The organism is Massilia sp. BHUDP2 (assembly GCF_046236355.1).
GTDB lineage: Bacteria > Pseudomonadota > Gammaproteobacteria > Burkholderiales > Burkholderiaceae_D > Telluria > Telluria varians.
In genome coordinates, this window is the sequence record NZ_JBJUVW010000004.1 from 500,886 (window position 1) to 527,369 (window position 26,484).

23 protein-coding genes are annotated in these 26,484 nt (G+C 65.8%); 6 read left to right on the forward strand and 17 right to left on the reverse strand.

All coding sequences use genetic code 11. From position 1 onward, the window contains the following. Positions 1–30 precede the first annotated feature (30 nt). A complete protein-coding gene (locus tag ACK6C6_RS23860; RefSeq protein ID WP_027865824.1) occupies positions 31–237 on the forward strand; it encodes an addiction module protein in 207 nt (68 codons plus the stop codon). Positions 238–320: 83 nt separating this feature from the next. Further along, a complete protein-coding gene (locus ACK6C6_RS23865) occupies positions 321–1,541 on the forward strand; it encodes a serine hydrolase domain-containing protein (RefSeq protein ID WP_409269629.1) in 1,221 nt (406 codons plus the stop codon). Here ACK6C6_RS23865 and ACK6C6_RS23870 read toward each other — a convergent pair. The 9 genes from ACK6C6_RS23870 to ACK6C6_RS23910 form a co-directional block, all read right to left on the reverse strand. After that, entirely contained in the window at positions 1,498–2,031 is a 534-nt protein-coding gene (locus ACK6C6_RS23870) for a hypothetical protein (protein WP_409269631.1), read from the reverse strand. The genes ACK6C6_RS23865 and ACK6C6_RS23870 overlap by 44 nt on opposite strands. Then, positions 2,028–2,345 carry a Dabb family protein gene (locus ACK6C6_RS23875; protein ID WP_409269632.1) on the reverse strand — a complete coding sequence of 106 codons (318 nt, stop codon included), beginning with the start codon at positions 2,343–2,345 and terminating at the stop codon, positions 2,028–2,030. Before ACK6C6_RS23875 ends, ACK6C6_RS23870 begins: the two co-directional genes overlap by 4 nt. A gap of 22 nt (positions 2,346–2,367) precedes the next feature. Beyond that, positions 2,368–3,132, reverse strand: coding sequence for an alpha/beta hydrolase (locus tag ACK6C6_RS23880; RefSeq protein WP_409269634.1), 765 nt, complete (start codon positions 3,130–3,132; stop codon positions 2,368–2,370). Positions 3,133–3,154: 22 nt separating this feature from the next. Further along, positions 3,155–3,541: a hypothetical protein gene (locus ACK6C6_RS23885; RefSeq protein ID WP_209589648.1), complete on the reverse strand. Its 387-nt coding sequence runs from the start codon at positions 3,539–3,541 to the stop codon at positions 3,155–3,157. Between the two features lie 86 nt (positions 3,542–3,627). Next, the gene (locus ACK6C6_RS23890; protein ID WP_409269635.1) at positions 3,628–5,331 is read right to left on the reverse strand and encodes a methyl-accepting chemotaxis protein; all 1,704 of its coding nucleotides are present in this window, start codon (positions 5,329–5,331) and stop codon (positions 3,628–3,630) included. Between the two features lie 242 nt (positions 5,332–5,573). Continuing rightward, complete coding sequence (locus tag ACK6C6_RS23895) at positions 5,574–8,240, reverse strand: DNA topoisomerase III (RefSeq protein WP_409269636.1); 2,667 nt, start codon at positions 8,238–8,240, stop codon at positions 5,574–5,576. Between the two features lie 259 nt (positions 8,241–8,499). Then, entirely contained in the window at positions 8,500–8,958 is a 459-nt protein-coding gene (locus tag ACK6C6_RS23900; RefSeq protein WP_036210414.1) for a DUF494 family protein, read from the reverse strand. Between the two features lie 227 nt (positions 8,959–9,185). Next, positions 9,186–10,316 (reverse strand): DNA-processing protein DprA, encoded by a 1,131-nt coding sequence (gene dprA / locus ACK6C6_RS23905; RefSeq protein WP_409269637.1) that lies wholly within the window; start codon positions 10,314–10,316, stop codon positions 9,186–9,188. 8 nt (positions 10,317–10,324) lie between these two features. Beyond that, positions 10,325–11,434, reverse strand: a complete 1,110-nt coding sequence (locus tag ACK6C6_RS23910) for a LysM peptidoglycan-binding domain-containing protein (RefSeq protein ID WP_209589652.1) — start codon at positions 11,432–11,434, stop codon at positions 10,325–10,327. A gap of 276 nt (positions 11,435–11,710) precedes the next feature. Between ACK6C6_RS23910 and def the strand changes: the two genes are divergently transcribed. Together def and fmt are read left to right on the forward strand one after the other, a co-directional pair. Continuing rightward, positions 11,711–12,250 carry a peptide deformylase gene (gene def, locus ACK6C6_RS23915; RefSeq protein WP_209589653.1) on the forward strand — a complete coding sequence of 180 codons (540 nt, stop codon included), beginning with the start codon at positions 11,711–11,713 and terminating at the stop codon, positions 12,248–12,250. A gap of 11 nt (positions 12,251–12,261) precedes the next feature. Continuing rightward, the gene (gene fmt, locus ACK6C6_RS23920) at positions 12,262–13,209 is read left to right on the forward strand and encodes a methionyl-tRNA formyltransferase (RefSeq protein ID WP_409269638.1); all 948 of its coding nucleotides are present in this window, start codon (positions 12,262–12,264) and stop codon (positions 13,207–13,209) included. Positions 13,210–13,239: 30 nt separating this feature from the next. Here the strand turns inward: fmt and ACK6C6_RS23925 are convergent, their stop codons facing one another. Then, positions 13,240–13,473, reverse strand: a complete 234-nt coding sequence (locus ACK6C6_RS23925) for a BrnA antitoxin family protein (RefSeq protein ID WP_027865836.1) — start codon at positions 13,471–13,473, stop codon at positions 13,240–13,242. A gap of 243 nt (positions 13,474–13,716) precedes the next feature. Between ACK6C6_RS23925 and metH the strand changes: the two genes are divergently transcribed. Together metH and ACK6C6_RS23935 are read left to right on the forward strand one after the other, a co-directional pair. After that, positions 13,717–17,487 (forward strand): methionine synthase, encoded by a 3,771-nt coding sequence (gene metH, locus ACK6C6_RS23930; RefSeq protein ID WP_409269639.1) that lies wholly within the window; start codon positions 13,717–13,719, stop codon positions 17,485–17,487. Between the two features lie 110 nt (positions 17,488–17,597). Further along, positions 17,598–17,972, forward strand: a complete 375-nt coding sequence (locus ACK6C6_RS23935) for an SPW repeat protein (protein ID WP_409269640.1) — start codon at positions 17,598–17,600, stop codon at positions 17,970–17,972. Between the two features lie 104 nt (positions 17,973–18,076). On the opposite strand, the gene ACK6C6_RS23940 is transcribed toward ACK6C6_RS23935, so the two are convergent. The 7 genes from ACK6C6_RS23940 to rsmB form a co-directional block, all read right to left on the reverse strand. Further along, positions 18,077–19,345 carry an EAL and HDOD domain-containing protein gene (locus ACK6C6_RS23940; protein ID WP_409269641.1) on the reverse strand — a complete coding sequence of 423 codons (1,269 nt, stop codon included), beginning with the start codon at positions 19,343–19,345 and terminating at the stop codon, positions 18,077–18,079. A gap of 100 nt (positions 19,346–19,445) precedes the next feature. Then, positions 19,446–20,222 carry a class II glutamine amidotransferase gene (locus ACK6C6_RS23945; RefSeq protein WP_409269642.1) on the reverse strand — a complete coding sequence of 259 codons (777 nt, stop codon included), beginning with the start codon at positions 20,220–20,222 and terminating at the stop codon, positions 19,446–19,448. 76 nt (positions 20,223–20,298) lie between these two features. After that, complete coding sequence (locus ACK6C6_RS23950; protein WP_027865841.1) at positions 20,299–20,556, reverse strand: DUF3567 domain-containing protein; 258 nt, start codon at positions 20,554–20,556, stop codon at positions 20,299–20,301. Between the two features lie 554 nt (positions 20,557–21,110). Next, positions 21,111–21,854: a response regulator gene (locus tag ACK6C6_RS23955; RefSeq protein WP_209589659.1), complete on the reverse strand. Its 744-nt coding sequence runs from the start codon at positions 21,852–21,854 to the stop codon at positions 21,111–21,113. A gap of 51 nt (positions 21,855–21,905) precedes the next feature. Next, a complete protein-coding gene (locus ACK6C6_RS23960; RefSeq protein WP_209589660.1) occupies positions 21,906–24,224 on the reverse strand; it encodes an ATP-binding protein in 2,319 nt (772 codons plus the stop codon). Beyond that, complete coding sequence (locus ACK6C6_RS23965; RefSeq protein WP_036210401.1) at positions 24,221–24,784, reverse strand: DUF4390 domain-containing protein; 564 nt, start codon at positions 24,782–24,784, stop codon at positions 24,221–24,223. The genes ACK6C6_RS23960 and ACK6C6_RS23965 overlap by 4 nt, the downstream gene beginning before the upstream one ends. A gap of 58 nt (positions 24,785–24,842) precedes the next feature. Then, a complete protein-coding gene (gene rsmB, locus ACK6C6_RS23970; protein WP_409269720.1) occupies positions 24,843–26,252 on the reverse strand; it encodes a 16S rRNA (cytosine(967)-C(5))-methyltransferase RsmB in 1,410 nt (469 codons plus the stop codon). Between the last annotated feature and the right edge of the window lie 232 nt (positions 26,253–26,484).

The window sequence follows — 26,484 nt, forward strand, 5'->3', positions numbered from 1 at the left end:
TATTTCAAAAATATTACCGGAAGGAGCATCATGTCGAACCTGGTTGCCGAGATCGCGGAAAAGATCCAGATGCTGAGTGCTGAGGAAAAGCACGCCCTGGTGCGCCTGCTCCTCCAGGATATCGATGGTCCTGACGAGGATGCCGACGAAGCCTGGCACAATGAAGTCGTGCGCCGCGTCAAAGCGATCCGCAACGGCGAGACGGCCATTCGCGCGCTGCAGGAATGGCAGGAGTAAATCCGGGGCCTCACGATGCGACACGAGAAACCGCGGCCTGGCCGCGGTTTTGCATTTCAGCCCGCGCCCCTGTACGTACGAGCTTGAAGAAGCAGCTGCTCGCGCCCTTCCTGCTGGCCCTGCTGGCCGCCGCCCCGGTGGCGCAGGCAGCCGGGGAGCGGCCCGCCCTCACCCACAAGCTCGCCAAACTGCAGCAGGCCTCGAGCCTGCCTGGCTTCGCGGTGGCGGTGGTGTCGAGCAATGCCGTGCTGTACCAGCGCGGCTTCGGCCATGCGGACCTGCAGGCCAGGCGCCCTTACACCGAGGAGACGCTGCAGAACGTCGGCTCGGTCAGCAAGACCGTGATCGGCGTGGCGATCGTGAAGGCGATCGAACTCGGCTACTTCGGACTGGACACCGAGATCAACGGCATCCTGCCCTTCAAGGTAGAGCATCCGCATGGCGGCGCAGCGATCACGGTGCGCCACCTGGTCACCCACACCTCCAGCATCGTCGACGACGACGAGATCTACGGGCACTCCTACTACGTGCTGCCCGATGCCGATACCGGCGGCCCGCTCTACCAGCAATTCAGGCGCGACTTCACCCAGCCGGGGCGCCAGGACCTGAGCCTGGGCGGCTTCTTGAAGAACTACCTGGCGGTGGGCGGGCGCAGCTACCGGAAAAGCAACTTCGCCAAGGCAGCGCCGGGCGCCGCCTACCATTACTCGAACATCGGCGCAGCACTGGCCGCCTACCTGATCGAGGTGAAAAGCGGCCAGAGCTTCGAGGCCTTCACCCGCAAGCATATCTTCGAGCCGCTGCAGATGCGCTCCACCACCTGGCGCGCCGACCCAACCCAGGCGAAGCGCCAGGCGCTGGCCTACAACCGCCGCCACCAGGCCTATCCGCGCTACGCCCTGGTCACCTACCCGGACGGCGGCCTGACCACCTCCGCGGCCGACCTGGCGCGCTTCCTGATGGCCATGGTGAAGGGCTACAAGGGCGGCGAAGGCGTGCTGACCAAGGCCGGCTTCACCCTGCTGTTCGACCCGGAGTTCGCGCCCGACGCCCTCCCTAGCGCCAGCCCGGCGGCAGAACCGAACAGCGGCGTGTTCTGGCGCATCCGCAAGAACGGGCTGGTCGGGCATTCGGGCAGCGACCCGGGCGTCACGGCCTTCATGTTCATCGACCCCGCCAGCGGCACCGGCCGCATCCTGATGACCAACATCGAAGCCGGCGGCAAGGGCGAACAGGACGATCCGAAGATCGTCCAGCAGTTCAGGGAAGTGTGGAAGACCCTGGGCGAGGTGCGCCAGCCCTGACGCTCGTGGCGGAAGCCTCGGCAAAGACGGCGCCGATCGCCGCCACCGCATCGGGCGGCAGGGTACTGCTACGCCGCTTCATCAGCATCTCACGCCTGTCGCTGCCGACGCAAGCCAGGGCCGGTCCCTGCGCCAGGTAGCGACAGCTGAACCTCGCCTGTTCCGTTCCCGTCCCTTGGCCCTTCCAGAACGGATGCAGGGTCAGCACCTCTGCATCCGCCACCGCGCGCAGCGGCAGGCCCAGGACGGCGCGCATGTTTGGCGCTGCCGTGCCCTGCTCCGGCCCGTCCAGGCGCACCGGTGGCGGCGCCGAACCGATGATCATGCCGCTCCCGTCCGCCTGCAAGTACAGCTCGCTCTGGGCGGTCGTGCCGGCATACAGCGAATCGGCCGTTGCCCAGACGCCCGCCAGGTGTGGCGGGATCGGGTCTGCCCCAAGTGCCGGCATCTGCCATGCGATGGCCAGCCCCAGCAGGAGCCTGCGTTTCAAGGCTGCGTCCAGTAATCGACTACCAGCGAACGTTCCAGGCAGCTGCCCAGGGTGGAGACAAAACGCTGGTGCGCCGGGTGCACCAGGTAGGCATCGCGGTCGGCATCGCTCGCGAAGCTCAAGGTGAAGCAGTGGGTGAAGCCCTGGTTCAGGCCTTCCGGGCTCACGTTGGTGCCCCACTCGTAGGCGGCGATGACCGGGATCTCGGCGGGCAGCCGGCCGAAATCGGCGACGACGGCATCGACCGCTTCCTGGCTGGCATCGCTCTTGAACGCGAACAGCACGACGTGACGCAGGGATGGTGTGGCTGGCATAAGACTCCTTTTCCTTGTTTGTTTACTTCGCCCACTGGAGCGAAGGGATGTAGTCGGGATGTTCCGAAATCGAATTGTGCTGCGTTCCTTCGATCACGCGCAGCCGTGCCACCCCGGCAGGAAAACGCGCCAGCAGCCGCTCGGCGCTGTCCGCCGGGATGATCTCGTCATGCTGGGCAGCGATCAACAGCGTCGGCGCCTGCACCCGCGGCGCATACGCCGACGAGGCATAGCGGTCGCGCAGCAGCCAGCGTACCGGAAAATACGGAAACTGTCGGGCAGCCAGTCCCGCCAGGCTGTCATAAGGCGTGACCAGCACCAGCTTACCGACTGGCCGCCGGCTGGCCACCTGCACCGCCACGCCGGTGCCGAGGCTGCGCCCGATCAGCACCACGTCCCGGTGCTCGCGCGCCACCCGGTCGAACAGGGCCAGCGCATCGCCGACCAGGGCCTGTTCGGACGGATTGCCGGTGCTGCCGGTGTAGCCGCGGTAGTGCAGGAGGTAGAGGGCGCGCCCGGGAAAGGCACGCTCGAGGATGGGCAGGCTGCCTGTCACGTCCTCGGCATTCCCGCCGAGGTAGATCAGGGCCCGCTCGCCCGCCAGCGGCCGCTCGGAGACCAGGACCCTGGCCCCGTCCAGCGCAAGGATCGAGGTCTTCGGCGCCGCGTAGGCGGCGACCGGCGGCGGATAATAGATCAGCGAGCGCTGCAGGAAGAACAGCGCCAGGCAGGCGGCCAAATAGGCGCCCACGGCCAGCAGCAGGAGGACGACGAGGGCCTGCTTCATGCAGCCGCGTGCCCTTCGGTGATTAGTTGAGTTTGGTAAGCTGGAGCGTGAATTCCTGCGCCTTGCCGTCCGCCGTCCAGTGCTGCCGGGCTTCCAGGGTGGCGTCGTCGACCCGGCGCCAGACGAACTGGCTCGGCGCATTCACGGGCTCGAAGGCGGCCGAGTCGGCGCCAATGCTGGACGCCTTCCAGGTGTACTCCCCCCACTGCGAGATCACCTCGCCGTCCTTGAGGCTGATGGTGGCGCCGTCCGTGTGGCCGGTGAAAGCGCTGTCCGGGAAGCGGTGCGACTGGAACACCGCCGGTTCCGGCCGGGTATATTCTTCGAAGAATTCCTTGCCGTCCGGCGCGACGCCCTTCCAGCGGCCTTCCAGGAACTGCAGCTGCGCGAAATCATCGAGGCTGAACATGGCGGTCTCCTTGTCGGGTGAAGGCCATCGATCTTACACCTCGACGCCGCGGCATCCGCGTCCTCCTCGAGACAAGTCCGGGACGTTTATTCCACTTCAGCTGTTTCAACCGCCTCGGCCGGCGCCTTGGCAGGCCGCTTGCCGGCGCGCGCCGCCTGGCGGCTGCGCGGCAGTGCCGCACGGGCGGGCGGACGCGGCAGGGCTTGCACGGGAGCGTGTGCATTGGCCTGCGCGCTTGCCGAGGCTGCGAGCTGGAAGGTATCCACCAGCTGCGCCAGCCCGGCGGCCTGCTCGCGCATCGCGGCCGCGGCGGCGGCGGCCTGCTCGACCAGCGCCGCGTTCTGCTGGGTCACCTGGTCCATCTGCACGATCGAGCCGTTCACCTGCTCGATGCCCTCGCGCTGCTCGTCGCTGGCCGCTGCGATCTCGCCGATGATGTCGGAGACGCGCTTCACGCTCGCCACCACTTCATCCATCGTGCGGCCGGCCTGGTCCACCAGGCGCGAACCGGCTTCCACGCGCGACACCGAGTCGCCGATCAGGCCTTTGATCTCCTTGGCGGCTGCGGCCGAGCGCTGCGCCAGGTTGCGCACCTCGCCCGCCACCACCGCGAAGCCGCGGCCCTGCTCGCCGGCGCGCGCCGCCTCCACGGCCGCATTCAGCGCCAGGATGTTGGTCTGGAAGGCGATGCCGTCGATGACGGTGATGATGTCGGCAATCTTGCGCGAGGCTTCGTTGATCGAGCCCATCGTGGTCACCACCTCGGCCACCACTTCGCCGCCGCGCGCGGCGGTGTCGGCGGCGCTCGCGGCCAGCTGGTTGGCCTGGCGTGCGTTGTCGGCGTTCTGCTTGACGGTCGAGGTCAGCTCTTCCATCGACGACGCGGTTTCCTCGAGCGAGGCAGCCTGCTGTTCGGTACGGCTGGAAAGGTCGTGGTTGCCGGCCGAAATCTCACTGGCCGCGGTCGCGATGGTCTCAGTTCCGGCGCGCACCTTCGAGACGATCGCCACCAGGGAAGCGTTCATGTCCTTCAGCGCGGCCATCAGTTCGCCGGCTTCGTCCCGGGTGCGGACCTTGACCTCGGCGGTCAGGTCGCCCTCGGCCACCCTGCGCGCCAGGCCGACCGCGCGGCCCAGCGGGATGCTGATGTTCCGGCCCAGCTGGTAGGCCATGAAGACCGCCAGCACCGCGGCGATCAGGCCGCCGCCGATCAGGGTGCGGCGCATGGCCGAACGGGCTTCGCCGATCTGCGCCGCGCGCTCCACCAGCAGCGTGTCTTCGGCGGCCCTGATCTGCGCCACCGTCGCGCGCATGGCATCCATGCCTGCCCTGCCCTTGCCCTCCCTGACGGTCGCGACAACCTGCGACAGGTCGTCGCCGACGGCGGCGCGGCGCTGGGCGATCACCGGCTCGATGGCGTGCGCCATCCAGTCGCGCTGGTGCTGCGCCAGCTGCTTGAGGCGCCCCTGCTGCGCCTCGTTGTCGGCGGTGAGCGCCAGCGCCCGCTCGAGGTGCTGCCGGAATTCCTGCAGGCCGGCCGTGTAGGGCTGCAGCGAGGCCTCCTGGCCGGTCAGGGCATAGCCCCGCTCGCCCGTTTCGATGTTGACCAGCGCCTCCATGGCGCCGTCGACTTCGGCCAGCACCTTGTAGGTGTGCACGTTGGCGTCGTTGGCGGAATCGAGCGCGGTGACGTTGCCGTAAGCGATGGCGACGACGATGGAAGTGATGCCGATCAGGACGCCGTAGCCGAGGTACAGGCGGGTCGCGATTTTCAGGTCGGAGAGCTTCATGGGGTCAGACGGGGTCTCGATATCGTTATAAGTGTGATGCCTGCAGGCAGGCGACCGAATGATGAAACTTGGGTGTATTGCTTGTTCGATTATTACCGGAACAAGAGCTTAATGAGAAGCAAATTTTTATGAGGTGAGGAATGGATGCGACAGGACTATGCGAGGTAAATGGAGGAGGCCTTCAGAGCAAAAAAAAACGCGAACCCACAGGTTCGCGTTTTTCGTTATCGGAAGTGCTGCGCTTACTTCTTCGCCGCCGTCGCGATCTTCTTCGCCGCCGGCTTGCGCGCCGCGGTCTTGGCCGGAGCTTTCGCCGCGGTCTTCGCCGGCGCCTTTTTGGCGGCCGGCTTCACCGCCTTCACCGCCGGTTCGGCCGCGCCATCGGCCCCATCCGCGGCGCCGTCGGCTGCAGCGGCTTTGCCTTTTGCCGCCGGCTTGGCCTTGCGCTCCTCGAACTCGAAGCTGATCTTGCCGTCCTTGCCGCGCACCAGGAAGGCCTTGAAGGCACGGCGCGTGCGCTGCGAAACGAAGCCCGGCAGCAGGTCAGTCTTGCCGTCGTTGAGCAGCTTGGCCATCTGTTCCGGCAGGATCTCCTGCTGCAGGATGATGCGGCCGCTGCGGAAGTCGCAGGCCTTGGGCTTGGCGACCGTCTTCTCGCACACGTAGGCCAGGCCCATCTCGTACACGCCGCTGGCGCACTTCGGGCAGGGGCCGAGCGCGGTCTGGCCGGTGAAGTCGACGCCCTCGCCTTCCTCGCCATCGTCCTGGTCCTGGCCGAAGTCGAATTCGAGCTTGAAGTTCTGGATGTCCTCGTCGCGCACGATGCGCAGGATCGCCGCGAACGGACGGCCCATCTTCGAGCGGAAGCCCTGCAGCGGGCCGATCGTGCGCTTCTCCAGCAGCTCCTCGACCTCATTGATCTCGAACTGGCGGCTGCCCGGCGTCTTCGACATCGAGAAGTCGCACTTGGTGCAGGCGAAGCGACGGTAGTTTTCCTTGACCACGCCGGCGCAGTTCGGGCACGGGGTCTTCAGGGTCGCGTAGTCGCCCGGGATGGTCTCGTTGTCGTATTCCTTGGCGCGCTTGACGATAATCTGCGTCATCTGCGCGATCTCGCGCATGAATTCGTCGCGCGAGATCTTGCCCTTCTCCATCTGCGAGAGCTTGAACTCCCACTCGCCGGTCAGCTCGGGCGCGGTCAGTTCGTTCACGCCCAGGCCGCGCAGCAGCGTCATCAGCTGCGATGCCTTCGCGGTCGGGATCAGTTCACGCCCTTCGCGCACCAGGTATTTTTCGGTCAAGAGGCCTTCGATGATGGCTGCGCGCGTCGCCGGCGTACCCAGGCCCTTGCCGGCCATGGCGTCGCGCAGCTCGTCGGAGTCGACCAGCTTGCCCGCGCCTTCCATCGCCGACAGCAGCGTCGCTTCGGTATAGCGCGCGGGCGGCTTGGTCACCAGGCCGTTCGGCGTGACCTTGTCGGCCAGGACCTTCTCGCCCTTCTGCACCGGCACCAGGTTGGCGCCATCCTTGTCGTCGCCGGTGGCGTCCTTGCCGTACACGGCCAGCCAGCCGGGGTTGGTCATCACCTTGCCCTCGGTCTTGAACTGGTGGCCCGAGACTTCGGTGAAGCGGGTCGTCACCAGGAACTCGGCCGGCGGGAAGAACACGGCCAGGAAACGGCGCGTGACCAGGTCGTACAGCTTCTGTTCCGGCTCGGTCAGGTTCTTCGGGATGACGCCGGTCGGGATGATCGCGAAGTGGTCCGAGATCTTGGTGTTGTCGAAGATGCGCTTGTTCGGCTTGACCCAGCCGTTCTTCAGCACCTGCTTCGAGAACTGCTGGTAGTTGTTGGTCTCGTTCAGCGACTCCAGCGTGTTCTTGACGGTCGCGATGTAGTCTTCCGGCAGGTGGCGCGAATCGGTACGCGGATAGGTCAGCACCTTGTGCTTCTCGTACAGCGCCTGGGCCAGGCCGAGCGTGTTCTTGGCCGAGAAGCCGAAGCGGCCGTTGGCCTCGCGCTGCAGGCTGGTCAGGTCGAACAGGGCCGGCGCCATCGAGGTGGTCGGCTTCGACTCCTCGGTGACGATGCCCTGCTTGCCGCGGCAGGCGGCGACGATCGAATCGGCGGCGGCGCGGCTCCACAGGCGCTCGGCGCGCTTCTCCGGATCGTTCTCGTCCTTCTTGAAGTTCTGGTCGAGCCAGCGCCCTTCGTAGACGCCGGCGGCGCACACGAACTCGGCGCGCACTTCCCAGTAGTCGCGCGGGACGAATTTCTTGATCTTCTCTTCGCGCTCGACCACGATCGACAGGGTCGGGGTCTGCACCCGGCCGACGGTAGTCAGGTAGAAGCCGCCCTCTTTCGAGTTGAAGGCGGTCATGGCGCGGGTGCCGTTGATGCCGATCAGCCAGTCGGCCTCGGAGCGGCAGCGCGCGGCGTCGGCCAGCGGCAGCATCTCTTCGTCGCTGCGCAGGTGGGCGAAGCCCTCGCGGATCGCGTTCGGCGTCATCGACTGCAGCCACAGGCGCTTGACCGGCTGTTTGGCCTTGGCGGCCTGCGCGATCAGGCGGAAGATGAGTTCTCCTTCGCGTCCCGCGTCACATGCGTTGATCAGGGTGGTGACGTCCTTGCGCTTGATCAGCTTGTTCAGCACCTTGAGGCGCGACTCGGTCTTGGCGATCGGGTTCAGCGCGAAGTACGGCGGGATCACCGGCAGGTGCGTGAAGCTCCATTTGCCGCGCTTGACGTCGTACTCCTCGGGCACCGTGATCTCGAGCAGGTGGCCGACGGCGGACGACAGGATGTATTCGTCGGATTCGAAGTACTCATCGTGCTTGGTGAAGCCGCCCAGCGTCTTCGCGATGTCGTTCGCGACCGACGGCTTCTCTGCGATGATGAGGGATTTGGTCATAGTGTTTCTCGGGTGCTCTATATATAAGTGGCTTTTGCCCGCGCATCATACATGCTCCCGGGCTGGACGGTTGTGAAAGCCGTAGTGTCTGTATGGTAACAATCTGGATTGAGCGGCCAATGATAAGCGCGATGACAGCCGCACCGCAAGTGTGCGTACCGCTGACGAGGCACGGTCCGGCCCCGCGCACACGCCCGAAAATAGTGCCGTAGAAACGAAAAACGGGGCCTCGGCCCCGTCGTGTCTCGTATTGGATTGCTCAGTGCAGCAATCGTGGTTCCTGGTCGTCGTCGTCGCCGAACAGGTCGTCGAACATGAGCGCATCGGGTTCCTTGCCCTGGCTCCACAGGACCATCAGCACGATGATCTTGAGCTTGCCGAGCGCCACCGGCGACTCGTCGCAGGCCAGCGCGCGTTCGATGACGATCTCGCGCTGCACGGGGCTGAGCACCTTGGCGCTCTCGAGGAACTGGATGAAGCCGATCGCGGCGCTACCCAGTTCGATGTATTCCTCGTCCACGTAGTAGCGGATGCCGGTGCAGGCATCGATGGCGTCGGAAACTGCCACTTCGGTCAGCCCGGAGAGCCAGTCCAGCGCCTCGGAAATCTCGATGTCATCGAAACCGACGGCGGACAGCTTGCGTGCCAGGGCCGCCGGCTCGGGGCAGGCGTCAGGACGATAGTACGTCTCGTAGAGGTAGACCAGGATGTCGAACATAGTGACGCTACTGTAGCAGCTAAGCTCGCCGAGGCACAAGCCTGGCACGCCACGTGGCGCCCTCTACGTAAAAAACGTTGTTTCGTGGCCTTATCCGTTCATTCAGTTTTGTCGATTTTTAACAAAATTAAGGCCATGCATTTCACAAAAATATCGCAAGAAGAATACTCTTTTTCGCACTGCCTTCATGCATCGTGCATGACGAGAACAGCCATACTTTCTCGTATTCACGCGGCACGCACCACGCGCTGGACACGGCCATCGGGCAAGCGTTCGAGCAGCCCGGCCAGTTCGAGCGCCAGCAGTTCGCCGGCCAGCGCACCGGCGTCAAGACCGAGGCGCGCCAGCAGCGCATCGGGTTCCACCGGATCGTGGCCCAGCGCGGACAGCAGCGCATCGTCGCCGGCAGCGACGGGTAGCGCTGCAGCCTGCCGCACGAGCGGCGAGACCCGCAGCGCGGCCAGCACCTCGTCCACGGTCTCGACCAGTTGCGCGCCTTCGCGGATCAGTTGATGGCAACCCTTGGCCAGCGCCGAATGGATCGACCCGGGCAGCGCAAAGACTTCGCGCCCCTGCTCGGCCGCCATCTGCGCCGTGATCAGGGAACCCGACTGCGCCGCCGCCTCGACCACCAGCACGCCGGCCGCCAGGCCGCTGATGATGCGATTGCGGCGCGGGAAGTTGCCGGCGACCGGCGGGGTGCCGAGTGCATATTCGCTGAGGATGCAGCCTTCGTCCGCAATGCGGTGCGCGAGCGGGCGGTTGCGCGCCGGGTAGACCCGGTCTGCTCCGGTGCCGATGACGGCGATGGTCGAACCCGGACCGCGCAAGGCGCCTTCGTGTGCGGCCGTATCGATGCCGAGCGCCATGCCCGACACCACGCACAGACCCGCATGCGACAAGCTTTCCGCAAAGCCTGCCGCATTGGCCCTGCCCTGCGTGCTGGCATTGCGGCTGCCGACCACGGCGATCATGGGCGAGGACAACAAGGCCCGCTGTCCGTGTAGATAAAGGAGAAGCGGCGGATCGGGGATGTGCCGCAGGCTTTGCGGATAATCGGGGTCGTGCAGCGTGAGGAGATGGCGGTTCGCTTCCGACAGCCAGGCCAGCGTGAGCTCGATCTGCCGCGCGATCCCGGCCGAGACCGGCGCGCACAAGGCGGCGGCCTGCGCGGCCGGCACATGGGCGGCCAGGGCCGCATGCCCGGCGCGGAAGATTGCCGCGGGCGAGCCGAATACGTCCAGCAGCAACCGGCCGGTGCGACACCCCACGCCCGCCGTTCCTTCCAGCCGGATCCAGTCGGCGATGGCGCGGGCGTCCGGCAGGCTGGCGACAGTGTGGGGAGCCGTGTCCTGCACGGTAGGGTTTACTCCGGTGAGCGGGCCACGTCGCCGACTTCCACCGGCGCCGTCACTTGCATGATCAGTCCGTACGAGACATTGCTGAACACGCGGAAAATGAACAGGCTGCCATATTGCTCGTCGGGCAGCTTGATCGTCCGTTTGCCGAAGCCGAGCACGCCTTTGCTGGCCGGGTCCGGCACCGTCTTCCCGAGATGATAGAGCTGCAGCACGGAACCGACATCGAGCCCGTCAACTGTGCCGCGATTGACAGTCACCACCTGGCTCTGGCCGGCGTAGCTGACGCCCCCATGGATCGACATCACGCGCGCATCGACCGGCTGGGCCGGCGCATGCGGCATGTAATTGCGCACCGGCGTCGGCGGCATCGGGATCAGGAGATCGCCCACGCCCATTTCCTGGCGCGTCTCGGCAACGCGGAAGGTATGCGCGTCCACGCCCGGCGCCGCTTCGCGGTCGAGCGTGACGGTGCCCAGGTAGGCGGCCTCGTGCGCCAGCACCTTGCGTGTCTGCGGATCGCGCAGCGGGCCGCTCGGACGGAATACCTGGAAGGTCTTGCCGCCCTGCAGCTCGCCCTTGACATAGACGCGGTCGCCCGTGCCCAGGTAGACGCGGCCTTCCTGCGACCCGACGATGCGCGGAGCGCCGGCCAGGGCATTGGCTTCGACCACCAGCGGCTGGGTCAGGTAAGGCTCGATCATGCCGGCCGGGATCGACTGCACGGCGTCGCGCTCGAGCGATTCGCTGCGCAGCTGCGGCGACAGTTTGGTGATGGGCGGCTCGCCCCGTCCGTCGCCGCTGCCCGGGCGGCTCAGGGACAGGCGCCCGCGCGTGCGGTCGAAATAGATGACCTGGCCGGGATAGATCCAGTGCGGGTTGCGGATCTCGTCGCGGTTCATGCCCCACACCTGCGGCCAGCACCAGGGGTTCTGCAAGAAAGTGGCGGAAATATCCCAGAGGGTATCGCCCTTGACCACGACATGCTGGTCGGGCGCGTTGGGGCGGAAAGCGCAAGCGGCGGACGATGCTGGAGCGGCCTGGACCGGGCCGGCCACGGCACACGCGACGAGGGCCGCGGCAGCAGCGCGGGTCACGACTGTGCTAAAATTTTTCATTGCTTATTTCCGTCATTGTGTCCGTCGTTGCGTCCGCTTGGCGCACATGGATTGCGGCTTTGACACCGAAGGGCTGGCAGCGCGCATCGTCTGCTGGAAAGAGACAGCACGATGACCCGCTCTGATCGACAAAAGGTTGCCGTACTGAATCAAATTCTGCACATAAATCCCTGAACTAGCAAGACAAACCGCGTCTTGCAGGATCGGGGATGTGTTGCATTTCTGTACGCGCGCAACAATCTTATTGAACACCTATCTCCTCTTACTTTTTCGACCATGGCCTTATTGAAGATCCTCCGCTACCCTGATCCACGCCTGCACAAGATTGCCAAGCCGGTCACCGAATTCGGCACCGAGCACCTGCGCCAGCTGGTCAAGGACATGGCCGAGACCATGTACGACGCACCGGGCGTCGGCCTGGCCGCCACCCAGGTGGACGTGCACGAGCGCGTGGTCGTCATCGACGTCAGCGAAACCACCGACCAGCTGCTGGTCTTCGTCAATCCGGAAATCACCTGGGCCAGCGACGAGAAGCAGGTCTACGACGAAGGCTGCCTGTCGGTGCCCGGCATCTACGACGGCGTCGAGCGCCCGGCGCGCGTCAAGGTCAAGGCCTACGACGTCGAAGGCAAGGAGTTCGAGCTCGAGGCCGACGGCCTGCTGGCCGTGTGCATCCAGCACGAGATGGACCACCTGATGGGCAAGGTCTTCGTCGAGTACCTGTCGCCGCTCAAGCGCAACCGCATCAAGGCCAAGCTGCAGAAGGAAGAGCGCGGCATGGAGCGCGAAGCCGCCCTGCGCAGCGCCCGCCGCTGACAGGGGCCCCGATGAAGCTCGTTTTTGCCGGCACGCCCGAGTTCGCCGCTGTCGCCCTGCGTGCCCTGCACGAGGCCGGCTTCGAGATTCCCCTGGTCCTGACCCAGCCCGACCGCCCGGCCGGGCGCGGCATGCAGCTGCAGGCCTCGGCAGTGAAACAGTATGCGCTGGCGCACGACATGCCCGTGGCGCAGCCGCTGTCGCTGCGCATGGACGCCAAGGACCCGCAGCGCGCCGAGGAAGCGCGTGCCGCCCACGAGCGCCTGCTGGCGCTCGATTACGACGTGATGGTGGTGGCGGCCTACGGCCTGATCCTGCCGCGCAGCACGCTCGATATCAAGCCCTGCATCAATATCCATGGTTCCCTGCTGCCGCGCTGGCGCGGCGCGGCGCCGATCCACCGCGCGATCGAAGCCGGCGACCTTGAGACCGGCGTGACCATCATGGGCATGGAAGAAGGCCTCGACACCGGGCCGATGATGCTGATCGAACGCGTCGCCATTGAAGACACGGACACCACCGGCAGCCTGCACGACAAGCTGGCCATGCTTGGCGGACGCATGATCGTCGAGGCGCTGCGCAAGATGGAACAGGGCCAGCTCGAGGCGGTGCCGCAGCCGGAAGCCGGCGTGACCTACGCCGCCAAGATCAGCAAGGAAGAAGCCAAGCTGGATTTCGCCCTGGACGCCGAGGTGCTGTGGCGCCGGGTGCGTGCCTTCAATCCCTTCCCGGGTGCGCACGGGCTGGTCGACGGCGTGACGGTCAAGGTGTGGAATGCGGAGCTGGCATCCGGAAATGGGTCGCCGGGCCAGGTGCTGGCGGCGGATGCGGGGGGCATCGTGGTTGCCTGCGGCAGCGGTGCATTGCGCATGACCGAACTTCAAAAGCCCGGCGGCAAACGCCTGGCTGCGGCGGAATTCCTCAAGAGTTTCCCGCTAGGCGGAAAAATCTTCTTCTGAAAAGAAAATCGGGGCATTCGCCCCGATACATCACTTCTCTTGCGACCCAGCCGTGCGCTGGGCGTCCATGTACTCGCGCAGTACCTGGTTGATACGGGTCTGGTAACCCGGACCCGCCGACTTGAACCATTCGAGCATGTCCACGTCCAAACGGATCGTCACGATCTGTTTCACGCCGTTGATCGTTTGGGGCTTCACGGCGACAGCCGGTTCTTCGATGCGGTTCACCGGCTGGTCCCAATCCGGCTCATATTCTTTGTTCATGCAATCATCCCGTTAAAAGCTTCGCCAACCTGTGACGACGCGTTAATTGTCGTCCGTGTATGTAACGTAAAGATTGCGGATGTGTTAGGTTTTGTAACGTCATGTAACAGTCGGCGAAATCAATACATAAAGATACATACGCGGATCGCATTTTCGCCCTCCGCAGAGCAAGCCGGCGTCCTGACGTATAATCGTAGACCGCCCAATAGTAAACGGCCTGTAAAGCCGTAGAAAGACGACACCATGAACGCCCCACTTCGCTCCATTTCCCCGATCGATTCCCAGCTGCGCGACATCCTGAAGCGCCGCATCATGATCCTGGATGGCGCGATGGGCACCATCATCCAGCAGTACAAGCTCGATGAAGCCGCCTACCGCGGCGAGCGTTTCAAGGACTTCAGCGCGCCGGAAGGCGCCGGCCAGCGCGAGCTCTTCGTCAAGGGTAACAACGAGCTGCTCACGCTCACCCAGCCGCACATCATCCAGGAGATCCACGAGCGCTACCTCGCCGCCGGCGCCGACCTGATCGAAACGAATACCTTCGGTGCCACCGGCGTGGCGCAGGACGACTATCACATGGCGCATCTCGCCTACGAGATGAACGTGCAAGCCGCCAAGCTCGCGCGCGCCGCCTGCGACAAATACAGTACCCCGGACAAGCCGCGCTTCGTGGCCGGCGCCCTCGGCCCGACCCCGAAGACCGCCTCGATCTCGCCCAGCGTGACCGACCCGGCCTTCCGCAACATCACCTTCGACCAGCTGGTCGCCTCCTATCATGAACAGGTGCGCGGCCTGGTCGACGGCGGTTCCGACGTGCTGCTGGTCGAGACCATCTTCGACACCCTGAACTGCAAGGCCGCGCTGTTCGCGATCGACCTGTACTTCGAAGAGCATCCGGAAACCCCGCGCCTGCCGCTCATGATCTCGGGCACCGTCACCGACGCCTCGGGCCGCATCCTGTCGGGCCAGACCGTGGCCGCCTTCTGGAACTCGGTGCGCCACGCCAAGCCGCTGACCGTCGGCCTGAACTGCGCACTGGGCGCCGCGCTGATGCGCCCGTATGCCGAAGAGCTGTCGACGATCGCCGATACCTTCGTGTGCATCTACCCGAACGCCGGCCTGCCCAACCCGATGAGCGACACCGGTTTCGACGAGCTCCCCAGCGACACCTCGGCCCTGCTGCGCGAATTCGCCGACGCCGGCTTCATCAACATCGCCGGCGGCTGCTGCGGCACCACGCCGGACCACATCGCCGCCATCTCGAAGATTCTCGAAGCGTCGCCGCCGCGCCAGGTCCCTGAGGTCCCGGTCGCGATGCGCCTGTCGGGCCTCGAGCCCTTCACCATCGACGACAGTTCGCTGTTCGTCAACGTCGGCGAGCGCACCAACGTCACCGGTTCCAAGGCGTTTGCCCGCATGATCCTGAACGAGCAGTTCGACGAGGCGCTGTCGGTGGCGCGCCAGCAGGTCGAGAACGGCGCCCAGGTCATCGACATCAACATGGACGAGGCAATGCTCGACTCCGTGGCCGCAATGACGCGCTTCCTGAACCTGATCGCGTCCGAACCGGACATCTCGCGCGTGCCGATCATGATCGACTCCTCGAAATGGAGCGTCATCGAGGCCGGCCTGAAGTGCGTGCAGGGCAAAGCCATCGTCAACTCGATCTCGCTGAAAGAGGGCGAAGAAGAATTCATCCGCCAGGCGACGCTGTGCCGCCGCTACGGCGCCGCCGTCATCGTGATGGCCTTCGACGAGCAGGGCCAGGCCGACACCTTCGCGCGCAAGACCGAGATCTGCGCCCGCGCTTATCAAGTGCTGGTCGAGAAGGTCGGCTTCCCGCCGGAAGACATCATCTTCGACCCGAACATCTTCGCGATCGCCACCGGCATCGAAGAGCACAACAACTACGCCGTGGACTTCATCGAAGCCACCGCCTGGATCCGCAAGAACCTGCCGCACGCAAAGGTGTCCGGCGGCGTGTCGAACGTCTCGTTCAGCTTCCGCGGCAACGACCCGGCGCGCGAGGCGATCCACACCGTGTTCCTGTACCACGCGATCAAGGCCGGCATGACCATGGGGATCGTCAACGCCGGCATGGTCGGCGTCTACGACGACCTGCCCGCCGAGCTGCGCGAGCGCGTCGAGGACGTGGTGCTGAACCGCCGCGAGGACGCCACCGAGCGCATGATCGAATTCGCCGGCACCCTGAAGGCCGGCGCCGGCAAGCAGGAACAGAACCTGGAGTGGCGCGAGGCGAAGGTCGAGAAGCGCCTGGCGCACGCGCTGGTGCACGGCATCACGCAGTGGATCGTCGAGGACACCGAAGAGATGCGCCAGCAGGTCCTGGCGTCCGGCGGCCGCCCGATCCACGTGATCGAAGGCCCGCTGATGGACGGCATGAACATCGTCGGCGACCTGTTCGGACAGGGCAAGATGTTCCTGCCGCAGGTGGTCAAGTCGGCGCGCGTGATGAAGCAGGCCGTGGCCCACCTGGTGCCCTTCATCGAAGAAGAGAAGGCGGAAGAAGAACGCCGTACCGGCATCGTCGCCAAGCCGAAGGGCAAGATGGTCATCGCGACCGTCAAGGGCGACGTGCACGACATCGGCAAGAACATCGTCTCGGTGGTCCTGCAGTGCAATAACTTCGAGATCGTGAACATGGGCGTGATGGTCCCGGCCGCCGATATCCTGGCCAAGGCCAAGGAAGAGAACGCCGACATCGTCGGCCTGTCGGGCCTGATCACGCCTTCGCTGGAAGAGATGGCGCACGTGGCGCGCGAGATGCAGCGCGATCCCTACTTCCGCGAGAAGAAGATCCCGCTGCTGATCGGCGGCGCCACCACCAGCCGCGCCCACACCGCCGTCAAGATCGCGCCGCACTACGAAGGCCCGGTGGTCTACGTGCCGGACGCCTCGCGTTCGGTGTCGGTGGGCCAGTCGCTGCTGACCGACGACACGCGCGACGCCTACATCATCGAGCTCGCGGAGGATTACGAGCGCATCCGCGTGCAGCACGCCAACAAGAAGGCGCTGCCGATGCTCACCCTCGAGCAGGCGCGCGGCAACAAGGCCAGGCTCGCCTACGCACCGGTGAAGCCGAAGTTCATCGGCCGCCGCGTCTTCAAGAACGTCGAGCTGGCCGAACTGGCGCGCTACATCGACTGGGGTCCCTTCTTCCAGACCTGGGACCTGGCCGGCCCCTACCCCGCCATCCTCACCGACGAGGTGGTGGGCGAAGCCGCCACCAAGGTGTTCGAGGAAGCCCAGGCGATGCTCAAGAAGATCATCGAAGGCCGCTGGCTGACCGCCAACGGCGCCATCGCGCTGCTGCCGGCCAACGCCGTCAACGACGACGATATCGAGATCTATACCGACGAATCGCGGGAGGAAGTCGCCTTCACCTGGTACGGCCTGCGCCAGCAGGGCGTCAAGCCGGTGGTCGACGGCGAGCAGCGCCCGAACCAGTGCCTGTCCGATTTCGTGGCGCCGAAGGATTCCGGCATCGCCGACTACATCGGCATGTTCGCGGTCACCGCCGGCCTGGGGATCGAGAAGCACGAGCAGCGCTTCGAAGCGGCCCTCGACGACTATTCCTCGATCATGCTCAAGGCCCTGGCCGACCGCCTGGCCGAGGCCTTCGCCGAATACCTGCACGAGCGCGTCCGTACCGACCTGTGGGGTTACGCGGCGGGCGAGGACCTGTCGAACGAGGCGCTGATCAAGGAAGCCTACCAGGGCATCCGTCCGGCCCCCGGCTACCCGGCCTGCCCGGAGCACACCGTCAAGGCCGAGCTGTTCCGCACCCTGCAGGCGGAAGAGATCGGCATGGAACTGACTGAGTCCTTCGCCATGTACCCGGGCGCCGCGGTGTCGGGCTTCTACTTTGCCCACCCGGACTCGAAGTACTTCGTGGTCGGCAAGATCGGCGAAGACCAGCTCGAGGACATGGCGCGCCGCCGCGGCATGGACAAGAGCGAACTCGAGCGTTACCTGGCGCCGAACCTGTCCTGATCCTCCCCTGCGCCGCCGGTCGATGCCGGCGGCGTTTCCCTGCCCTCCGCAAACTTCCACGCTGCAGCATTGTCCAAGCAATGCGACGTCCACGCATGGAGGATCACATCATGGCGCTACATCCGTCGTCCCGGCACTGGCAGGACCAGCTCATGGTCGTGATCGGCGCCTGGCTGTTCATGTCGCCCTGGGCGCTCGGCTATCCTTCCTATTCGCCCCCGGCGATCAACGCTTACATCGCGGGCGCGATCATCGCGCTGCTGGCCGCATTCGACCTGGTCAGGACCTATGTCTGGGCCGTGCTGCTGAATATCGTCGTGGGGGTGTGGGTGGCAGTCTCGCCCTGGCTGGTCGGGGTCGTGCGCGACCCGGCCATGACCTGGAGCCTGGTCCTGGCGGGCATTGCGACGGTCGTGCTGGGGGTGTGGGAGCTGCGCACGGATCCGGAGCTGCACCAGCAGTGGACGCGTTCCGGTGCCACGTAGGGTGGGCGGGTTTCCCGCCCACGCGGTGATCGCTCAAGGCTCCGATTTCACGCGCGATGATCTTGCTGCTAACTATCACCGCGTGGGCGGCATAGCCGCCCACCCTACATCGCGTAGCGAACGACCTTGTCGCTCCACTCGAAGGCCGACACCTCGAGCTCGGCCAGGTCGTCGCCATCCATCGACAATTCGTGCAGCGCCGGCATCACCTCGTCCTGCGCATCGTCCATGCGCTCGATCGATTCGGCCAGGCGCAGCAGCTCGCCGAAGAAGCCGCGGCGCACCAGCAGCGCATGGCGCACTTCGTCGATCACCGGGATCTGTTCCACGATGTCCTGCATCGGGATGCAGAACAGGGTGTCCATCAGCGACATCATGCCCACCGTGAAGGCGATCTCCGCCACGTTGCGCTGGCCCGGACGCAGGCGCTGCGCCAGCAGTTCCATCAGGCGCGCGCGGGTGGTGGCCAGCATCAGGAGCGGGCTGAGGTTGTGGCCGCGCACGCCCGGCTCGGCGTACAGCAGGATCTGCAGCCAGCGCTGCAGCTGGCGGCGCCCCAGCAGCATCAGGGCCTGGCTGACCGACTCTATCTTGCGCCCTGCCCCGGCGGCCGGCGTATTCACCAGACGCAGCAGGTTCAGGCCGAGCGTCACGTCCTTCTTCACGGCGCGCTCGATCTCGGCATTGTCGGCGTCCGAGGTCACCAGGTTCAACAGATCCAGCACCGCCGCCTGCGACGGCGACAGCTTGCGGCCGGCGATCACGGTCGGCTTGGCAAAATAATAGCCCTGGAAATAATCGAAGCCGATGTCCAGGCAGGTGCGGTATTCGCTGTGGGTCTCGACCTTCTCGGCCACCAGGCGCTTGCCGGTGCCGCGCAGGCGCGGCGCCAGCGACAGCAGGGTCACCACCGGCAGTTCGCGCAGGTCCATCTTGACGTAGTCGATGACGGGCAGCAGGCGGGACAAAGCAGCGCCATGGGCCGAGGCTTCCGCCGCGAAGCGAAAGCCGTGCTGCGACAGTTCGGTCATGCGCCCGATAACGGCGTCGTTCGGCTCCACCGAGCGCACGATCTCGAGCACGGTGCGTTCGCGCGGCAGGAAGGCGAACATGTCGCTGTGAAGTACGTCGGTGTCGACGTTCAGGAAGGCGGTGGCGTCGCCGATCGCGCGCGGCAGGCCCAGTTGCGAAGCATGGTGGATCACGCCGGCGCTGGCGGACAGGCCGGAATCGATCTCTGCCTTCCCTTGGGCGCTGCCGCGGAACAGCAGCTCGTAGCCGAACAGCGCCTGGTTACGGTCGAGCACCGGCTGGCGCCCGAGGTAGAAATTGCGCAATTTCAGCGGCTGGTCATGGCTGGCGGTATCGGTCATGTCGTCTGGATAGGCTCGCGAACAGGGCTACTTTACCGTATCCGCCCCTGTTAGTGGATTATTGGCATTAATTTATCAATGGAATGATAGCTTTTTGCCATTATTGTGGCAGCCCATCCACGAACAGCTTGAGTTCGCCGGGTGCGAAGGGGATCCAGGTCTCGTTGTTGGTCAAGGGTTCGGTCACGATGATGGCAACCCGGTCGTTCGGCGTGGTCACCTGCGAGAAGTCGACCGAGAGGTCTTCGTCCGCCAGGTGCGCCGCGGCAAACGGATACTGGCGCACGATGTAGCACAGCTTGGTCGAGCAGTGGGTGAACAGCGCGGTGCCGTCCGAGAGCATCATGTTGAAGGTCCCATGGGCAGCGATTTGCGGCACCAGTTTTTCGAGGGCGGCGCGCAGTTCGGCCAGCGAGGGCGCGCTGCGCGAAGATCCGTCGCCGAACTCGTCGCGCAGGCTCTGCATCAGCCAGCAGAAGGCCAGCTCGCTGTCGGTCGTGCCGACCGGGCGGAACGGCCCGTTAAGTACAGGCGCGAAGTCCTTCAGGTCGCCATTGTGGGCGAACACCCAGTAGCGTCCCCACATCTCGCGCACGAAAGGATGGCAGTTTTCGAGCGCGACCTGGCCCTGGGTGGCCTTGCGGATATGGGCGATGACGTTGGTGGACTTGATCGGGTAGCGCTTGATCAGTTCGGCGATCGGCGAGGCGACGGCGGCCTGGTGGTCGACGAAGTGGCGTACGCCCTTGCCTTCGAAGAAAGCGATGCCCCAGCCGTCGTGGTGGGTATCGGTGCGTCCGCCGCGATGGGCGAAGCCGGTGAAGGAGAAAACGATGTCCGTGGGGACGTTGCAGTTCATTCCGAGGAGTTGGCACATGGCGCGCAGCTTAACACGCCCAGAGGTGCCGGTGGAGCTACTACGTCCCGGAACCGTAGTAGCCCTTCCTGATGAATTAGTGCAGCACGACCGGCTGGCTCATCAGAGTGTCGTAGGAACCAAGGAAGTCGTCGATTTCTTCCATGGTCGGCTCGCTGGCGATGAGGTTGTTCACATCGCGGCGGAAAGATTGAGCCAGTTTGCCGCCGATGAACGCTTCGCGCCGGCCGGCCTTGTCGACGATCTCGTATCCGCCGAAGCGCAGGGCTTCGAGGTCGCGATCCACGCCAAATTCGACGACGCTGTACTGTTCGCTGTTATAGATCATGTTCATGATGACTCCTTCTCTCGATCAGAGTGAGGGGTGTCTCGGCTATCCGAGCCACCCGATAGTGAACCAACCGCTTGGCGGCAGGCAGTTGGCTGATCACTTCGGTTAAGAGGTGGGGCTTGCTGAACCGATTTCAAGGACACGCTGTGTAAGCAAAGATGTCAAGCTTGCAGGGTCGGGTTCAGTGCCAACAGCTGATCGTATGGCGCTGCTTGCAGCCACGATCGCAACTGATCAAGATGCTCGCTGCTCGCCACACCGATGAACAGGCGTTCCGGGCCTTGGCGCAACAGTCGATTTAATGTTACACGCAAAACCAGGTTGCCGGTACAGCACACGCACCCGGGTGCGAGTCGGACAAGTCTGACAGAGGACAAGTCGGGGATGGGTGAGCTGCCTGAAGCAAGCCCTTCGAGGATGACGGCGCTGAAGGGGGCGGCCCGTGCCGCGCCGGCAGGCGCAGGAGGCGATGTGGCGTCGAGCAGCGAGGCGATGGCCGCCTCGCGTGCGCCGGCACTGGGACCGGTGACCAGGGTAACCGGAACGGGTCCGGCCAATCAGACGCCCTTCTTGGCGAGCTTGCCCGGCTCGACGCCGAGCTGCTTGAGCTTGCGGTACAGGTGGGTGCGTTCCAGGCCAGTCTTCTCGGCCACGCGCGTCATGCTGCCGCCTTCGCGGCCCAGATGGTGTTCGAAGTACATGCGCTCGAAGGCGTCGCGGGCTTCGCGCAGCGGCAGGTCAAAGGACAGCGTGTAACCGGTGCCCTCGCCTTGCGAAATCGCATGGACCAGGCGCGAGCCGTTGGCCATCTGCTGCGGCGCCTGCGCGAACATCGGGGCGGCCGCCACGTTGGCTGCGCCGGCGCCGCTGTCCGCCGCGGGAACGGCGGCGGCTGCGACCGGGCGCGGCGCCGCCATGGGCGCGCGCGCCACTTCCTGCGCGCGGGTCAGGCCCTGCTGCACGGCCTTGAGCAGCTTCTGCAGGGCGATCGGCTTCTCGAGGAAATTCAGGGCGCCGATGCGGGTCGCTTCGACGGCGGTGTCGATGGTGGCATGGCCGGACATCATGATGACCGGCATGGTGAGCAGGCCGTCGCGCTGCCATTCCTTGAGCAGGGTGACGCCGTCGGTATCCGGCATCCAGATATCCAGCAGGACCAAGTCGGGAGCGCCGGCGGCGCGCGCCTCGCGGGCCTGCTGCGCGTTCTCCGCCAGCGTGATGGCGTGGCCTTCGTCGCCAAGGATTTCCGAGAGTAACTCCCGGATGCCCATTTCATCATCAACTACGAGTATGTTCGCCATCGTTCTATCTTCCTGATCTCTTACCCGTCATACCGCATTTTATGCCGTCTTTTATATTTCGGACAAGTTCGCCTCGGGAGCTAACTTTAACAGCAAAATGAATACTGACGCGCCACATCCGTCCGGACGGTTCCCGATGTCGATCCTGCCACCGTGTTCGTCGATGATCTTCTTGACCATCGGCAGGCCCAGGCCGGTGCCGCGCGCCTTCGAGGTGACGTAGGGCTCGAAGGCGCGCGCCAGGATGCGCGGCGAGAAGCCGGGGCCGTTGTCGGTAATCGCCAGGCGCACCGCGGTGCCGGCGGCGCCGTCCGCGCCTTCGTAGTGGATGGCCTCGGTGGTGACGTCCACGCGCGGGGCCGGGGCATCGGGGCCGCGGTCGACCAGCGCGTCCTGGGCGTTCTGCACCAGGTTGTGGATCACCTGGCGCAGCTGGGTAGCGTCGCCCATCACCCTGGGCAGGTCCGGTGCCAGCGTGGCGTGGATGATGTCCGACCCGTCCTCGGACAGGTAGAGCTGCAGGATCTCGTCGATCAGGCCGTTCAGGTCGAGCGGCTCCAGCACCGCCGGCGGCGTGCGCGCATAGTCGCGGAAGTCGTCGACCATGCGCTTCATGGCGTCGACCTGGTTGACGATGGTGCTGGTGCTCTTCTTCAGCAGTTCGGCTTCCTGCGGCGGCAGGCTCGATTCCAGTTTCATCTGCAGGCGCTCGGCCGACAGCTGGATCGGGGTGAGCGGGTTCTTGATCTCGTGCGCCAGGCGGCGCGCCACCTCGCCCCAGGCCACCGAGCGCTGGCCCGCAATCACGTCCGAGATATCGTCGAACACCACGATGAAGCCGCTGCCGGTGCCCACCGGCAGGCGCGAGCCGCGCGCCAGCAGCGTGATGTCGTGCTCCTGCTCGTCGCTGCTGCCGCGGCGCGGAATCTCGATCTGCTGCTGCCAGTGGGCGCGCCGGCGCCGGTCGGTGCTGGCCGCGCTCTGCGCGCTCTGCGCCGAGATCGCACGCGTGATGCAGTTGTAGAAGGTCTCCAGGCCTGGAATGCTGGCCAGCGGGCCGGCCAGCGCCCCCGGCTCGACCTGCAGGATGCGGTAGGCGGCGTCGTTCGAGTTCACCACCCGCCCCTCGGCATCGAGCACGATCACGCCCGCCGACATATTGGCCAGCACCGACTCCAGGTGGGCCTTGGCGTTCTGCAGCGCCATGCGGTTGCGCTCGACCGCGCTGCGCGCCTCGAACAGCTGGCCGGTCATGGCATTGAAGGAGCGCGTCAGGGTGCCAAGTTCGTCGTTGGTCTCGACCGTCGGGCGCGGCGACAGGTCGCCCTCGGCCACCGCCTGCGTGCCCTCGGCCAGCACCAGGAGCGGCTGCGCCAGGTTGCCGGCGATGAGGAAGGCGGAGCCGATCGCGCCGAAGATCGCCAGCAGCAGGGTCAAGGTCAGGGTCTCGATGTACATCTTGCGCAGGCCGCGCCGGGCCTGGTCGCGCGAGCGGTATTCCTCGGAGGCGCTGCGCAGCACCACCGCATTCGAGGCCAGGTTGACCGGCACCGACTGCAGCAGCTGCAGGTAGCGCGGCTCCATGCCGGCCGCTTCGGGCACCGCCAGCACCACGCGCAAGCGCAGGCCGGTGGCGGCATCGAGCCCGTTCTGGTCCGGCCCGTCCGCCTGCGCGGAGGCGTCGCGGTCCATGGTGCCTTCCGGGCGCGCATAGCCCCCCGGCAGCGCGGCCGACTTGAGCATGTCGGGCGTCGGACGGTCCAGGTCGAGGTTCAGGTTGCGGTCCTGCGCGCTCGATGCCAGCACCGTGCCGTCGGAGGTGAGCAGCATGGCGCTTTGCATCCCGCTGATGTCGTTCACCAGGCCGCTCAGGACGCCCTGCACCATCACCGCGTCCTGGCCGGCCAGCGTGGCGGCGGCGGTCTGGCCGGTGGCGCCCAGTTCGGCCACCGCCTCGTCGAGGGCGGCGCGGCCGAGGTTCAGGCCGGATTCGATCGCGGCCTCGATCTTGACGTCGAACCAGCTGTCGATCGAGTGCGAGACGAACTGCACCGACACCATGAAGATCACCAGCCCCGGCAGGATGCCGATGCCGGCGAACAGCAGCACCAGCCGCGCCACCAGGCGCGAGCCGAACTTGCCGGCCTTGTAGCGCGAATACAGGCGCGCCAGCGCGACCACCACGAGGATCAGGAGCAGCACGGCCATGCCGGCGTTCACGCCCAGCAGCCAGACGTAATAACGGTCGAAGAAGCCGGAGTTGTCCGAGGCCGAGGCCAGCAGGAACAGCAGGATCGAGGCGATCGCACCGCCCACCACCAGCGCGTAGCGCAGCGCCCGGTTGAACGATTTACCGCGTACCTGGATCATTCTGCACGGTAGGTGAAGGTCTTCCTGTTGGAGCTCAGGCGCCAGCTCGAATCATTGATGGCGTTGACCTGCAGCGGCTTGGACAGGAAGTCGCGGTCCATGAACATGCGCACCGAGACGTTGTAGACCTCGCCCTTCTTGAGGGCGTCTTTCGGGGCGATCAGCCAGCGCGCCGGCCGCCGGATCAGCGACAGCGCATCGTCGAGGGTATTGAAGGGCTGCGGCACGCTGCCGCCGGTGGTGACGATGTACTGGCGCGTCAGCATGTCGTAGGAGATGCCGATGGTGCGCTTGGAGAACACCGCCTTCTCGTCGCGCCACCACCAGCGCGGGCGCGTCATCTCGATCTCGGTGGTGAAATGCAGCTTGATGCCGTGCTGGACCGCGTCCTGCAGCTCGTGGTTCAGGTCGAAGGCGAATGCGGTGTTGAGGCGGTAGCCGTCCTCGCTGGCCTGGATCTCGACCTTGGTGATGTCGATGACCTCGGCCGCCCGTGCCTGCGAACACGCGAAGACCAGCAGCAGCTGGCAAGCGAGGAGGCAAAGAAAACGTAAGGTCACAGGTGCGCCGGAGCCAAAAAAATTGAAAGCCGAGGTTATCTAGTGGATCATCGCGCCGCTATTTTTTCTGGAACAGCGCATAGAACAAGCCGTCATGATCCTGCCCGGCACCGCTGGCTGGCAGCAGCTGGCCCGGCGCGTCGAGGCGGATGGCGTCGTGGCGGGCCGCAAACGCGGCAGCCTGCGCCTCCGATTCCTGGGGCCAGAGCGAACATGTCACAAACAACAATTTACCATTGGGCAGCAGCATCTGCCAAAGATTGTCGAGTATTTTGCTAGAAAGTGTTGCAAGTTGGAGCGTGTCGGACTTGCGGCGCAGCCAGCGGATGTCCGGGTGGCGGCGCACGATGCCCGACGCCGTGCAGGGCACGTCGGCCAGGATGCGGTCGAACTGGCGGCCATCCCACCAGTCCGTGTCCTGGGCCTGGGCCGCGACCAGCCGCGCCGTCAGACCCAGGCGGCCCAGGTTGTCGCCCACGCGCGCCAGGCGCTGCGGATCGGCGTCGACCGAGGTCAGGTCGACGTCGGCGGCCTCGAGGATATGGCCGCTCTTGCCGCCCGGCGCCGCGCAGGCGTCCAGCACGCGCATGCCGTCCTGCAGGTCGAGCAGCGGCGCGGCCAGCTGGGCGCCGGCGTCCTGGACCGACACCACGCCCTCGTGGAAGCCCGGGATCTGGCTGACGTTGACGGCCTGCGCCAGGCGCACGGCCGTGGGCCCTACCTGCTCGGCCGCGAAGCCGGCCTGCGCCAGCGTTTCCAGGTAAGCCTCGACACCCGTGCGGCGGCGGTTCACGCGCAGGGTCAGCGGCGGGTGCGCGTTGCCGGCCGCGAGGATGCGTTCCCACTCGGAGGGGTAGGCGGCGCGGGTGCTGTCGATCCACCATTGCGGGTAGTTCCAGCGCGCCAGCGGCTGCTTCAGGGCTTGCTCCAGCAGGGCTTCGCGCTCGCGCAGGAAGCGGCGCAGCACGGCATTGACCATGGCCTTGGCATGGGCGAAGTCGGGGTGGCTGGCGGCGGCGTTGACGGCCTGGTCCACCACGGTGAAGGCTTCGTAGGGCGCCTGCGTGCCCGGCGGCGGATCGAGCAGGGTCAACGCGGCGCACAAGAGGCCGCCCAGCATCGGCGGCTCGGGCGCCTTGGTCGTCATCAGGCCCAGCAGGGTGTCGCTGCGGCCCAGCTGGCGCATGCTGCGGTAGGCGATGTCCTGGATCGCCCCGCGTGCCTGCGGCGTCACGTCATAGGCCGTAAACACACCGGCAAGCGCCTGCGGCAGCGCGGCGCCGGCGCGCACGCGCGCGATCGCATTGGCCGCGCCCAGCAAGGCCAGGGCCAGCGAATCGGCCTTCAGGTCGGGGCGGTAGTCGCGCTGCGGCGCCACCTTCGCTTCATGGCTCTGGCGCAGGCGCGGCTGCGCGGCTGCCGGCTGGTGCGCATGCTCGCGCTGCGGCGCGCGCGCGGGTTCGCGCATGGCTTCACGCTCGGCCGACGGACGATAGGACGGCTTGGCGGCCGCCGCCTGGCCGGCGCCCTGGGGCCGCTCCCTGCCCTGCGGCGACGCGGAACGTGCCGGCTTGGCTTTCGGTTTCAGGGTGAGCGTCGGGCGCTTGTCGGTCATGGCGGGGTCGGTGCAGTGAAAAATGGCCCTCATTGTAACGGCTTAGGCTTTGGTGCCGCTTAACGAAGCTGACAACTTGCCGCGG